This is a genomic window from Micromonospora sp. NPDC005305 (genome assembly GCF_040607315.1).
Taxonomy (GTDB): domain Bacteria; phylum Actinomycetota; class Actinomycetes; order Mycobacteriales; family Micromonosporaceae; genus Micromonospora.
This window is the reverse complement of sequence record NZ_JBEXGL010000004.1, coordinates 378,912-392,052: the sequence shown is the minus strand read 5'-3', so window position 1 is coordinate 392,052 and position 13,141 is coordinate 378,912. Positions and strand designations below refer to the sequence as shown.

Sequence of the window (13,141 nt, the reverse complement as noted above, 5' to 3'; positions counted from 1 at the left end):
GGGATCACCCGACCCGGCGCCGCGGGCCGCCCGATACCCTGGGGAGGTCTGACACGCGCCGCCGGACCGAAGAAACCGGCGGCGCCGGCACGCTCAGGGTCGTCGCGGGGAGGGAGTGCACCGTCGTGGCACTCGTGGTGCAGAAGTACGGCGGGTCCTCCGTCGCCAACGCCGAGCGGATCAAGCGGGTGGCCGAGCGCATCGTGGCCGCCCGCAAGGCCGGCGACGACGTGGTCGTGGTGGTCTCCGCCATGGGAGACACCACCGACGAGCTGCTCGACCTGGCCAACCAGGTCAGCCCGCTGCCGCCCGGCCGCGAGCTGGACATGCTGCTCACCGCCGGGGAGCGGATCTCCATGGCGCTGCTGGCCATGGCCATCCACAACCTGGGCTACGAGGCCCGCTCGTTCACCGGCTCGCAGGCCGGCGTGCTCACCACCTCGGTGCACGGCCGGGCGCGGATCATCGACGTCACCCCGGGCCGCCTCAAGGGCGCGCTGGACGAGGGCGCGGTGGTCATCGTGGCGGGCTTCCAGGGCGTCTCGCAGGACACCAAGGACGTCACCACGCTGGGCCGGGGCGGGTCGGACACCACCGCCGTGGCCCTCGCCGCCGCGCTCGACGCGGACGTCTGCGAGATCTACACCGACGTGGACGGCGTCTTCACGGCCGACCCGCGGATCGTGCCGAACGCCCGGCACATCAAGCACATCACCTACGAGGAGATGCTGGAACTGGCCGCCTGCGGCGCCAAGGTGCTGCACCTGCGCAGCGTCGAGTACGCCCGGCGCGCGGGGTTGCCGATCCACGTCCGTTCGTCATACTCGACCAACACCGGCACGATGGTCACCGGATCGATGGAGGACCTTCCTGTGGAACAGGCACTGATCACCGGGGTCGCCCACGACCGCAGCGAGGCGAAGATCACCATCGTCGGGGTGCCCGACGAGCCGGGTGCCGCCGCGCGGATCTTCGACACCGTGGCCGGCGCCGAGATCAACATCGACATGATCGTGCAGAACGTGTCCACGGAGGGCACCGGCCGCACGGACATCTCCTTCACGCTGCCCAAGACCGACGGCCCGACCGCCATGGCCGCGCTCAGCAAGATCCAGGAGCAGGTCAAGTTCAAGGGCCTGCTCTACGACGACCACGTCGGCAAGGTCTCCCTGATCGGCGCCGGCATGCGCTCGCACCCGGGTGTCGCGGCCGGCTTCTTCGCCGCCCTCGGCGCGGCCGGGGTGAACATCGAGATGATCTCCACCTCGGAGATCCGGGTCTCCGTGGTCTGCCGGGACACCGACCTCGACAAGGCGGTCCGGGCCATCCACGACGCCTTCGAACTGGGCGGTGACACCGAAGCCGTCGTCTACGCCGGCACCGGGCGGTAGCGCGGATGTCGTCGCTGCCCACCCTCGCCGTGGTCGGAGCGACCGGTGCCGTCGGCACGGTGATGTGCCAGATCCTCTCCTCCCGCCGCAACGTGTGGGGCGAGATCCGGTTGCTCGCCTCCGCGCGCTCGGCCGGCCGCCAGATCCAGTGCCGGGGCGAGTCGCTGACCGTCCAGGCGCTCACCGCCGAGGCGTTCGACGGTGTGGACGTGGCGATGTTCGACGTCCCGGACGCGGTCTCGGCCGAGTGGGCGCCGGTCGCCGTGAGCCGGGGCGCCGTCGCGGTGGACAACTCGGGCGCGTTCCGCATGGACCGCGACGTGCCGCTGGTCGTCCCCGAGATCAACCCCGAGCAGGTCCGCAACCGGCCGAAGGGGATCATCGCCAACGCCAACTGCACCACCCTGGCGATGATCGTGGCGATCGCCCCGCTGCACCGCGAGTACGGGCTGCGCGAGCTGGTGCTCGCCTCGTACCAGGCGGTCTCCGGTGCGGGGCAGGCCGGCGTGGACGCGCTGCACGCCCAGCTCGGCAAGATCGCCGGGGACCGGGTGCTCGGCTCCCGGCCGGGCGACGTCCGGCAGGCGGTCGGCGACGAGCTGGGCCCGTTCCCGGCGCCGCTCGCGCTCAACGTGGTGCCCTGGGCCGGCTCGCTCGCCGACGGCGGCTGGTCGTCCGAGGAGCTGAAGATGCGCAACGAGTCGCGCAAGATCCTCGGGCTGCCCGACCTCAAGGTCTCCGCGACCTGCGTCCGAGTGCCCGTGGTGACCGGTCACTCGGTCGCGGTGCACGCGGTCTTCGCCACCGAGGTCGACGCCGAGGGCGCCCGCGAGGTGCTGCGCAACGCGCCCGGCGTGATCCTGGTCGACGACCCGGCCGCCGGCGAGTTCCCCATGCCGATCGACGCGGTGGGCACCGACCCGTCGTGGGTCGGCCGGATCCGCCGCGCCGTCGACGACCCGCGCGCCCTCGACCTCTTCGTCACCGGCGACAACCTGCGCAAGGGCGCCGCCCTGAACACCGCCCAGATCGCCGAGCTGCTGGCCAGGGAGCTGACCCGCTGATCCGCGGCCGGCGTCCGCTCCGCCCGGCTGGTGCCGCCGGCCGGCCGGTCAGGCGGCGGAGAGGTGCACGCCGTCGCGGCCGTCCCGTTTGACGGCGTAGAGCGCCTGGTCGGCGCGGCGCAGGGTCCGCTCCGGGGTCTCGCCGGGCCGCGGGAGGGCGACGCCGACGCTGATGGTCCGGCCGGTGCGGCGGGCGGCCTCAATGAGCCGCTCGGCGATCCGGACGGCCTCCTCGGGGCGGCTCACCTCGATCACCGCGACGAACTCGTCGCCGCCGGTCCGGTACAGCTCGTCGCCCTGGCGCAGCGCCCCCTCCAGCGCCCGGGCCAGCCCCACGAGAAGCTGGTCGCCGGCCTGGTGGCCGTACGTGTCGTTGACGTCCTTGAAGCCGTCCACGTCGATCGCCAGCAAGGCGGTACGCCCCGGCGTGGCGCTCGCGATCCGCTGCCCGAACGGCCCGGTGTGGCGCAGCCCGGTGAGCGGGTCCGAGCTGGCCTGCTCGCGCAGCCGGGCGAGCGTACGCAGCCGGTCGAGGCAGATCCACGCCTGCCCGGCCAGCAGTTCGATGAGGTTGACCGTGGTCGGGTCGGGGCGCAGCAGCCGCTCGTCGGCGGCCAGCAGCACACCGCCGCCCTCCGTGGGGCCGACCGGCACCGCCACCAGGGTGCGCGCGCCGGCCCGGGTCAGCGGCAGGTAGTCCACGGTCGGCGGATGCCCCTCCTCGCCCAGCGTGTACGCCGAGCCGTGCCGGTGGGCGCGGGCGATCATCCGGGCGAGCGCCGCCGGGCCGGCCTCGGCCAGCTCGGCCCGGATCCGGGCGTCCAACGCTCCGGGGGTGCCCGTCGGCGTGCCCAGCCGGGGTTCGCGCGGGCCGGGAAGGATCAGCACGGCGGCGGAGAGCGCCGAGACGTCCCGGGCCGCGGCGATCGCGGCGGTCATCAGGTCCCAGTCGGTATGCGCGGTGGTCATCGCGGCGGCGTGCCGGAGCAGTTTCTCGCTGCGGCTCTCGGCCGGCGGGCCGTCGAGCGCGGCGATCCGGGCGCCGAGCCGGTCGGCCAGCCGCTGGGCGGTCTCCCGCCACCGGTCCGTCCCGACCGGGCCGCTCCACTGGAGGTCCAGCACGCCGAGCGGCCGGCCTGCCTGATCCCGCACGGGCACGCAGATCTCGGCGGTGACGTCGGGGCGTACCGGCAGGTAGTCGGGGTCGGCGGTGACGTCGGGGACGGTGGCGGGCTCGCCGGAGTCGTACACCCGGGCCACGATCGACCGCTCCTGGTCCCGCCGGGCCGGGCCGGAGTTCTCGGTCGGTGTCTTCAGCGGCACGGTGGAGAAGACCTGCCACGCGCCGGTGGCCGCGACGCAGCGCAGCCGGTCGTGGACCTGGAGCAGGATCGAGATCGTCGCCGGGGTGTGCCGGGCCAGCGCCGCGACGGTCCACTGGCACGCCTCCAGCGCGGTCGACGCCATCGGAAGGCGGACCGTGACGTCCCGGACGACTCGCTCGTGATCCACGTCGTTCCTGCTCGGAGGGGGCGGGGTGCGATCAAGGGTACCCAGCGGGCGAGCCGGCGACCTTCGTACACATGTGCTATCCACAGGCTGTGGACGCCGCCTGTGGGCGACGGGGCCCCGCGGTGGGGTGCGGCGGCGATAGCGTGAGGGTCCCGGGCTCGTCAGGAGGCGCCGATGCTCATCGCCCAGCTCAGCGACCCGCACGTGACCACCGGCCCGCTCGCGGCCGAGCCGGCGTCCGGGCTGCACCGGGCGCTCGGCCGGGTGCTCGCCCTCCGGCCCCGGCCGGACTGCGTGGTGATGACCGGCGACCTGGTGGGCAACGGCCGCCCCGACGAGTACCTCGCGTTGCGCGAGATCGTCGCGCGCTTCCCGCTGCCCGTGCACCTCGCCGCGGGCAACCACGACGACCGGGAGTCCCTCCTCGACACCTTCGGCGGCACCCCGTACCTGGGTGGCGGCTTCTCCGCCCACTACCACGTGGACCAGCCGGACGGCACGCTCGTGGTGCTCGACTCGCACGCCCCCGGCAACGCCGGGGGGCGGCTCGGTGACGATCAGCTCGGCTGGCTCGACGGGCTGCTCGCCGGTCGCACCGAGGTGCCCGCCGTGGTGTGCCTGCACCATCCGCCGGTGGCGGTCGGCGTCCCGGTCATGGACGCCATGGGGCTCACCGACGCCGACGCGCTCGCCGAGGTGATCCGGCGCCACCCCCATGTGGTCCGAGTCGCCGCCGGGCACCTGCACCGGCCGGTGACCAGCGCCTTCGCGGGCACGGTGCTGACCACCGCGCCGAGCACCTGGATGCAGGTCAGCCTGGCCATGACCGAGGAGGAGGAGATCGGCTGGGTGGCCGAGCCGACCGCCTTCCTGCTGCACCGGGTGGCCGACGGCGGCTGCGTGACCCACACCGTCCAGGTGAGCCACGCGGCCGGGCGGACCTGCTGGTTCTGAACCGGCGTGGAGCGGCTTCTCTGGTACGTCGCGTACGGCTCGAACCTGCACGCGGCGCGGCTCGACCGGTACCTGCGCGGCGGGCGCCCGCCCGGCGGGCTGCGCACGTACCCGGGCTGCCGGGACTGCCGACCACCGCGCCGCACGGTCGCCGGGTCGATCCCCGGCGGCGTCTACTTCGCCGGCGAGTCCCGGGCCTGGACCGGCGGGATGGCGTTCTACGACCCGGAGCTGCCCGGTCAGGCGGCCGTACGCGGCTACCTGGTGACGGTCGAGCAGTTCGCCGACATCGCGGCGCAGGAGATGTACCGGCCGCCCGGCACGGACCTGGACCTGATCCGGGTGGCGGCGGAGGCCGGCCGCGTCACCCTCGGCCCGGGCCGCTACGAGACCCTGCTCCGGGTCGGGGCGCGCGACGGCCTGCCGATGCTCACCTTCACGGCGCCGCACGCGGCGTCCGAGGTGGAGTGGGCCCCGCCCGCCCCCGTCTACCTCGGCATGCTCGCCCGCGGGCTGCGTGAGGCGCACGGCTGGGACGTCGGCCGCACCACCGGCTACCTGGCGGCGCGGCCCGGAGTCGCCGGACACTGGTCCCGTTCCGGGGTGCGCCGACTGGTCACGGAGGCGTCGGCGCCCTGACCGGGAGCGCTACCGGGCGGACCGGCAGAACGGGCCGCCGTTCGGTCGGGATCGGCCGCCCGGTGGCTGTATTTGCCTACGCAGAGGTTGTCGGCGCAAGCGTTACTCGGTGACATTGGCAGCGTCGACGGGCGTGTCCCGCCGACGGTTGTTCGTGGACCAGCAGGCGCCGCACCCTCCTGCTGGTCCACCCGACGCGCGGCGCCGGCTCCCTGGTCCCTGGGGGCCGGCACCGTGGGGTCGGACCGCGACAGCGGAGAGCCGTGAAGGATTTCACCTGCCCGTCATGTCCGACTCGTCGGGCAGACCGGTACAGGCCGCCGTCCATATTCACCATTCCCGTGTGCTCTCCGGTCGACCTCCCGGCCGCCGGATGAGAAGCTTGCCCCCGGCGGGGCGGTGTCCCCCGACTGCCGCCTTCCGCGATCGACCCCTGTCACGGCACGGATCAGGGTCACCCGGGCGAACCATCGTCCGGACACCACGCGCCGGTATCTCACGAGGAGTCCCATGTCCGTCCCCGGGATGCGCCGCCGGGCCGCCGTCGGCCTGGCCGCACTCGCCGCCACCGCGTTCACCGCGGTCGCCGTACACCCCGACCAGGCCGAGGCCCGTCCGAAGCCGATCGACGTCAAGCTGCTCGCCATCAACGACTTCCACGGCAACCTGGAGCCGCCGACCGGCTCCAGCGGCACCATCGACGGGCAGACCGCCGGTGGCGCCGCATACCTGGCCGCCCACCTCGACGCGCTGCGTGGCACCACGAAGAAGGAGCGGGAGCGCACCATCACGGTCGCCGCCGGTGACCTGATCGGCGCCTCGCCGCTGCTCTCCGCCGCGTTCCACGACGAGCCCACCGTCGAGGAGATGAACCTCGCCGGGCTCGAGTTCACCAGCGTCGGCAACCACGAGTTCGACGAGGGCGCCACCGAGCTGCTCCGGATGCAGAACGGCGGCTGCCACCCGGTCGACGGCTGCGCCGACGGCACCCCGTTTAAGGGCGCCAAGTTCCAGTACCTCTCGGCGAACGCCTTCAAGACCGCCACCGGTAAGCCGCTGCTGCCGCCGTACGGCATCAAGAAGATCGACGGCGTCAAGATCGGCTTCATCGGGATGACCCTGGAGGGCACCCCGCAGATCGTCAGCCAGCAGGGCGTCGCCGGGCTGTCCTTCGCCGACGAGGCGGACACCGCCAACAAGTACGCCCGCATCCTGCGCGCCCAGGGCGTGCAGGCCATCGTCGTGCTGCTGCACGAGGGTGGCGTGCAGAACGGCGGCGGCATCAACGACTGCGTCGGCTTCAGCGGCCCGATCGTCGACATCGCCAACCGGATGGACCCGTCCATCGACGTGATCGTCAGCGGGCACACCCACGCCGCCTACAACTGCAACATCAACGGCAAGCTCGTCACGAGCGCCAGCTCCTTCGGCCGCCTGGTCACCGACATCGACCTGAAGATCGACCGGCGGAGCAAGGACATCGTCAGCGCGTCGGCGAACAACGTCGTGGTGACCCGGACCGTCGACCCGGACCAGGCCACGAACGACCTGATCACCCACTACAAGACCGCCCTCGGCCCGGTGGCCGACAAGGTGGTCGGCGAGACCACCAGCGTGCTCACCAAGACCCAGGAGAACCTGTACCAGACCGGGGTCGACGTCAACGGCAAGCCGACGTACCAGACCGGTGAGTCGCCGCTCGGCAACGTGATCGCCGACGCCCAGCTCGCGGCCACCGACAACGAGCAGAACGCGGTCGCCGCGTTCATGAACCCCGGTGGTGTCCGCGCCGACCTCGACGCCGGCCCGGTCACCTACGCCGAGGCGTTCACCGTCCAGCCGTTCGCCAACAACCTGGTGACGCTGGACCTGACCGGCGCGCAGCTCTACTGCCTGCTGGAGCAGCAGTTCAGCACCACCAAGGTGCTGTACGCGTCCTCGACCGTGCACTACGTCGTCGACGTCAACGGCACCACCGCGCCGGCCGCGTCGCCGTGCACCGGCACCCGCGTGGTCCGGGGCAGCCTCACCATCAACGGCACCCCGGTGAGCGACACCGCGACCTACCGGGTCACGGTGAACAACTTCCTCGCCGGCGGCGGCGACGGCTTCAGCGTCCTCACCGGTGGCACGAACGCCGTCACCGGCCTGATCGACCTGGACGCCTTCACCGCGTACCTGACCGAGAAGTCGCCGGTCTCCGCGCCGGCGCTGGACCGGATCCAGACCACGGCGGAGGTCCCGGTCGCCTGACGGCCGAACCGTACGACGAACGGGCCCCGGAGCGGATGCTCCGGGGCCCGTCCGTGTTTCGCGGCAGTGCTCAGGCGTGCGCGGGCGCCGGCTCCCCGACCACGGCGGCGATGCGGCCGTCCTGGGCGCCGGTGAGCAGCCGGCGCAGCGACAGGGCCAGCACCGAGGCGGTGAGGCACCCGCCCACCACGACCGCCACCCAGAGCCGGCCGTGCGCCGCGCCGATCAGCGGGCCCGCGGTGACCGGGCCGATGACGCCGCTGATCCCGAAGATCATCGAGCTCATGGCGTTGTACCGGCCGCGCAGCTCGTCGGTGGCGAGCGCGTTGGTGAGCGCCGGCATCACCGGCGACAGCATCGTCTCGCCGAACCCGAAGATCGCCGAGCAGGCCACCACGCCGAGCGCCGCGAGCAACGCGTTGCCCGTGCCGACCAGGCCGGCCGCGCCCAGGACCAGCCAGGCGGTCGCGAAGACCGCGCCCACCGCGGCGAGCGCGCCCGTCCGGCTCCGGCCCTCCATGCGGCGGATCACCAGCAGCTGGGAGAGCACGATCATCACGGTGTTGCCGGCGAGCGCCCACGCCACCACCCGGGGCGACACCTCGACCACCCGCACCGAGTACGCGGCGAAGCCCACCTCGATCTGCGCGTAGCCGCAGGTGGTGAGGACCAGGCCGAAGATGACCAGCCGGCGGAACGGTCGGTCCCGCAGCACGGCGAGGTAACCCCCGGCCCCCGGCGCGGCGTCCGCCGCCCGCTCCTGGACCAGCCGGTGACCGACGTGCGGCAGGGTCAGCAGGATCAGGCCCGGCATCAGATAGCTCACCGCGTCCAGCACGTAGATGGCCTGGAAGGTGACCGGCCGGGCCACGTCGACCACCGCACCGGAGATCATGCCGCCCACGCCGATGCCCAGGTTGAGCAGCGCGAAGTTCAACCCGAACACCCGCTGCCGCTCACCGTCGCCGGTGAGCGAGGCGAGGATCGTGTTCTGGCCGGACCAGATCGCCGAGCTGCCCACCGCGATCAGCGTCATCACGCCGAACGCCGACGCGGTCGAGTCGACCAGGGCCAGCGAGCCGGTGCCGATCGCCTCGACGGCCAGGCAGGGCAGCACCACCCGGCGGGCGCCGAACCGGTCGATCAGCGTGCCGCCCAGCGGCGACAGTGCCAGCGTCACCGCGCCGAACCAGCCGATCACCAGGCCGGCGCGGGCATCGCTCAACCCGCGGACGTCGGTGAGGTAGATGAAGAGGAACGGCAGGGTGAGGCCGCGCCCGACGGCCGACAGCAGGGTGCCGATCAGGAGGCGGCGGGCTTCGGGACGGGCGGGCAGGGCGCGGCGCAGCATGGCTGGATTCTGTTGCCGGGGTACGACAGGCGGCGAACGGTTTTCGGGTGGCCCACCTCACCCCGCTGCTCACGGGGTGAGGTGGGTCTCAGCCGATCGGCGTCGGTGTCGGCAACGCCGACCCGTCGACCGTGGCGGCCGGCGGTGACCCTTCGGTTGCGACGGCCGACGGTGATTCCTCTGCCGCCGCGGTCGCCTCCGGAGTCGTACCGGACGGGGTGACTCCCGGCGAGGTAGAGGCGGAGTCCGCGGGCGACGGGGTCCCGGCGGCCGCCGGCGCGGTGGGGCCGGCGGGCGCCGACGGCGCGACGGACGGCGTGTCGGTGGGGCCAGGGGTCAGGCCGGCGCCGGGCATCGGCGTCGCCGCGGTCGGGGAGGGGGTGCCGCCGGTCGTCGCCGCGACGGCCGGGTCCTGCCCGATGATCGCCACGATCTGCGCCTTGAACCCCTCCAGGCGGGCCTGGATCTCCTGGGGACCGAGCCCCCGGATGTCCCGGCCGAACCGCTCGATCTCCCGCCACAGCGCGGTGATGCGGTCCTTCGTGTCGCCGCTCAGACCCTGGGGCAGGGTGAACACGAGTTGCGAGGCCACCGCGTACGTCAGGCAGTCCCGGCAGGAGTAGTTCACGGCCGCCGACACGTTCTCCGGCACGATCACGTCGGCGGGCCCGACGACGAGCACCACCTGAAACGAGACCGCCACCGTGCGGCAGTCCCGGCAGCTCGCCAGGGCGTAGGCCTCGTTGCGGTTGTCGACGTCGCCCTCGTCCCCGTCGGCCCACACGAGGGCGAACGCCACGTCGTAGACGGTGGAGCCGTCCCGGGTGTTGACCGCCAGGGCCTGGTTGTCTCCCGGGCCCGGCGCCTCCGGCGGGTTGAACGGGAAGACCCAGGTCGATCGCGGGTGGGCCCCGGCCGCCGGCGAGTCGGCCTCCCGGGGCACCAGGACGAGCGCCAGCCGCTGCTCGCCCGGGGTGGGTGGCGTGGTGGCGCCGGGCCAGACGGTGGTCACCGTTCGCCGCTCCCCGACCCGGAGCGGCGGCTCGACCGCCGGCACGGCGGAATGCCGCTGCCCGGCGGGCAGCACGTCGGCGACGGTGCCGCGCTCGTGCTCCTGCACCGGCCGGTACGTCGCCGGGTCCGGCCACCAGGCCCAGACCAGGGCCGCCACCAGCGCGCCGCCGGCCACCACGGCGCCGACGCGGTGCAGCCGCCGGCCCGCCGTGGCCCGCCAGACCGAGCGGACCGTCCGCCGCACCAGCCGGATCAGGAGGTACGCCGTGCCGAGCAGGGGCAGGCAGATGGCGAGCACGGACAGCAGCCGGACGCCGATACTGGGGACGTCCCCGTCCACCCAGTTCGCGACCAGGAGCACCGACTGGCGCCGCAGGCCCTGCCAGGCGGTCGCCACGACCCGGGGCAGGGCCGTCACCATCAGCACCAGCGTGATCAGGAGCAGGGGCACCACGATCAGCACCCACAGGGTCACCACCACCCGGGCCCACGGCTTCAGCACCTTTGACTCCGGACGGTTCCACCGGGTCGGAAGCAGGCCGAGCAGCGTCGGCTTGATGCGGGCGTAGAGGTCCGGCACCCCGGTCAGGTCCGCCAGGATGTGATACCCGTCGAAGCGGACGAACGGCGCCAGTTGCCGGAGCATCTGCAGCACCTGGGCCACGATGACGAGCAGCAGCGCGTCCCACCGGGTGATCGCCCAGGTGGCGAAGATCGCCACCGCGACGATCGCGTTGAAGTACAGGCCGCCGAGGTCGACGCGGATCCGGCCCGCCCGTCCCAGGCGGTAGCTGTCGTCGACGTTGGTGTAGAAGGCGGGCCAGACCAGGTACAGGCCCACACCCATGGTGCCGGGGGTGGCGCCGCCGTACCGGCAGGCCGCGGCATGCCCGAACTCGTGGAAGCCGGCCGAGACGATGGTGATGGCGAAGACCAGCAGCAGCAGACCCGGCCTGTCGAACACCTGGTGGGTGGCGGAGGCGAGCCCCTTCTCGAACAGCACCCATCCGGTGGACAGCAGGAAGGCGACCAGGACGAGGGCGACGACCAGGGGTCGGAACAGGACCGCGAACGGCCGGGTGATCCGTCGGGTCACCCGGGGGTTGGAGACCACGAGCCGGAACCGCAGCGCCAGCAGGGGATTGGCCTTGCGTGCCGTCGGGGCGGAGCCGTCGGTTTGCCGGATGAGGCCGAGCGGGCGCAGCTTCTGCTCGGTCAGCATCCGGACGTTGTCCGCGGTGACCAGACGGTCGATCCTCCCGCTGACCAGCGCCGCGATCTCCGGGTAGCCGCGCCGGCCGTCCATCGCCTCGAGAACGAGGTACAGCAGCCGGGTGAGCTGGCAGGTCTGGCCGTCGGCCCGCCGTACCAGCCCGGGTGGCTGGCGGTACCCGGAGCCCGGCAGTTCGCCCAGCAGTTCCAGTCCTGGCGCGTGGGCGGGCACGACCTCCCGCGGGCCGGAGCCGGTGGCCTCGGCGGTGTCCGGGTCCGGTCGGGGACCCCCCGCAGGGCGGAGCACCGTGCTGACGGCGCCCCGCCCTTGCGGGGTGATCGGGCCGGACGGCGAGATGACACTCATCGCGCTACTGGGTGATCTCGGCCTGCTGGTCGGCCGTGGCGCGAGCCGTCACGTCGTCGAGATGCTGGGTGATGATCGCGTCCTGCTGGGAGATGGCGGTGGCGCTGGAGTCCACCGACGCGACGTTCGCGGAGACGGCGGCGTCGATCGGGGCCGCGACGTTGGCGTTGGCGGCGACCGCGCCGGCGACCGGCGCGGCGAGGTCGGCGTCGAGGGCCACGTTGACGTCGACGTTCAGCAGGTCGCCGTCGAGCATCGACGCCGGGTCGGTCGGGACGGTGACATTCCCGTCGTTCGTGTCACCGGCGCCGGGCTCGGTGGTGCCCGGGTCCGTGGTGCCCGGGTCGGTCGTGCCGTCGTCGATCACGTCGTTGGACTGGTCGATCGCGCTGTCCTGGGGAGCGGTGGCGATCGCGTGGCCGGAGATGGTCTGGTCGATGAGGACGCCCTGGTCGGACAGGGCGGCCGCGGTCGAGCCCGTGGAGAGGATGTTGGCACCCACGGCGGCGTCGATCGGGGCGGCGACATTGGCGTTGGCGGCCACCGCGAGGTCGATCGGTGCCGCGAGATCCAGCCCGAGGTCGAGGTCCACGTTGAGGTCGAGGAGGGAAATCACCTCCTTGGTGGGCAGTGCGGTCGCCGCCTCCGCGGCCAACTCGTCCAGGGACAGCGGTGTGAGTTCCGGTGTGCTCACGGTCAGCTCCATTCCGGTACGCGCGTCGCGTGCCACGGTCTGTCATGACGTACGACCGAGCGCATCCGGCATCTCGGGCGCCGCTCGATCAACGGTGCGGATCTCGGTGCCCCGGATCTTCGGGCTCGAAACCTTCCGGCAGGCCCGGGCCGGGCGCCGCCGGTGCGGCTGACCGGCGACCTGTCGGTGGGGTCTGCCATGCTGGCCCGGTGACCACGACCTGGCGCCACCTCCCCGCCTCCGCCCGGGAGATCGCCGAGGCCGCCACCGGGGCCGTGACCGCCGCCGCCGATCGGGACGGTGAGACATACGCGCCCGCGGTGGAACGGCTCGCCTCCGCCGACCGGGCCGGGCTGGTGCTCGGCGGCGTGGTCCGGCTGCTGCTGGAGGAGAGCCACCCGGACGGGCTGGACGGCGATGACGTCCGTCAGGTGCTGGAGCGGTGCGTCCGGTCCACCGCGGCCTGGTGGCCCGACGTCGACCCGCACGTGCTGCTCGTGCTGCTGGCGGGCGCGCTCGGCGTCTACGACCCGGGCGACGACGACGCGCCGCCGGACCCGACCGCGATCGCCCGGCACGCCCCGCTGCTCGTCGCCGACCTGCTGGCGGCCACCGGCCGGCCCCTGGCCGACTACCTGTCGGCCGCGTTCGCCGAGGTCGCCCGCACTGAGCTGCAGGACTGACCGCCGT

General features: G+C 73.2%; 10 protein-coding genes. 6 read left to right on the top strand and 4 right to left on the bottom strand.

From position 1 onward, the window contains the following. Nucleotides 1-125 precede the first annotated feature (125 nt). A complete protein-coding gene (locus ABZS80_RS10085) occupies nucleotides 126-1,391 on the top strand; it encodes an aspartate kinase (protein WP_151462326.1) in 1,266 nt (421 codons plus the stop codon). Between the two features lie 5 nt (nucleotides 1,392-1,396). Then, nucleotides 1,397-2,455 (top strand): aspartate-semialdehyde dehydrogenase, encoded by a 1,059-nt coding sequence (locus tag ABZS80_RS10080; RefSeq protein WP_151462327.1) that lies wholly within the window; start codon nucleotides 1,397-1,399, stop codon nucleotides 2,453-2,455. Between the two features lie 48 nt (nucleotides 2,456-2,503). Here the strand turns inward: ABZS80_RS10080 and ABZS80_RS10075 are convergent, their stop codons facing one another. Further along, nucleotides 2,504-3,967: a diguanylate cyclase gene (locus ABZS80_RS10075; protein ID WP_355055388.1), complete on the bottom strand. Its 1,464-nt coding sequence runs from the start codon at nucleotides 3,965-3,967 to the stop codon at nucleotides 2,504-2,506. 174 nt (nucleotides 3,968-4,141) lie between these two features. Between ABZS80_RS10075 and ABZS80_RS10070 the strand changes: the two genes are divergently transcribed. The 3 genes from ABZS80_RS10070 (at nucleotide 4,142) to ABZS80_RS10060 (ending at nucleotide 7,813) form a co-directional block, all read left to right on the top strand. Beyond that, nucleotides 4,142-4,921 carry a phosphodiesterase gene (locus tag ABZS80_RS10070; protein ID WP_355055387.1) on the top strand — a complete coding sequence of 260 codons (780 nt, stop codon included), beginning with the start codon at nucleotides 4,142-4,144 and terminating at the stop codon, nucleotides 4,919-4,921. A gap of 6 nt (nucleotides 4,922-4,927) precedes the next feature. After that, on the top strand, nucleotides 4,928-5,560 hold the full coding sequence (locus ABZS80_RS10065) for a histone deacetylase (RefSeq protein WP_355055386.1): 633 nt from the start codon (nucleotides 4,928-4,930) through the stop codon (nucleotides 5,558-5,560). A 510-nt stretch (nucleotides 5,561-6,070) separates the two neighbouring features. Continuing rightward, nucleotides 6,071-7,813, top strand: coding sequence for a bifunctional metallophosphatase/5'-nucleotidase (locus ABZS80_RS10060; protein WP_355055385.1), 1,743 nt, complete (start codon nucleotides 6,071-6,073; stop codon nucleotides 7,811-7,813). Nucleotides 7,814-7,883: 70 nt separating this feature from the next. Here ABZS80_RS10060 and ABZS80_RS10055 read toward each other — a convergent pair whose 3' ends face one another. The 3 genes from ABZS80_RS10055 to ABZS80_RS10045 all read right to left on the bottom strand — a co-directional run bounded on the left by ABZS80_RS10055 (nucleotide 7,884) and on the right by ABZS80_RS10045 (nucleotide 12,451). Continuing rightward, nucleotides 7,884-9,164 (bottom strand): MFS transporter, encoded by a 1,281-nt coding sequence (locus ABZS80_RS10055; RefSeq protein WP_355055384.1) that lies wholly within the window; start codon nucleotides 9,162-9,164, stop codon nucleotides 7,884-7,886. An 88-nt stretch (nucleotides 9,165-9,252) separates the two neighbouring features. Further along, nucleotides 9,253-11,757: a hypothetical protein gene (locus ABZS80_RS10050; RefSeq protein WP_355055383.1), complete on the bottom strand. Its 2,505-nt coding sequence runs from the start codon at nucleotides 11,755-11,757 to the stop codon at nucleotides 9,253-9,255. A 4-nt stretch (nucleotides 11,758-11,761) separates the two neighbouring features. Continuing rightward, the gene (locus ABZS80_RS10045; protein ID WP_355055382.1) at nucleotides 11,762-12,451 is read right to left on the bottom strand and encodes a hypothetical protein; all 690 of its coding nucleotides are present in this window, start codon (nucleotides 12,449-12,451) and stop codon (nucleotides 11,762-11,764) included. Between the two features lie 209 nt (nucleotides 12,452-12,660). On the opposite strand from ABZS80_RS10045, the gene ABZS80_RS10040 reads away from it, so the two are divergent. Beyond that, nucleotides 12,661-13,134 (top strand): hypothetical protein, encoded by a 474-nt coding sequence (locus ABZS80_RS10040; RefSeq protein ID WP_355055381.1) that lies wholly within the window; start codon nucleotides 12,661-12,663, stop codon nucleotides 13,132-13,134. The last annotated feature ends 7 nt before the right edge of the window (nucleotides 13,135-13,141 follow it).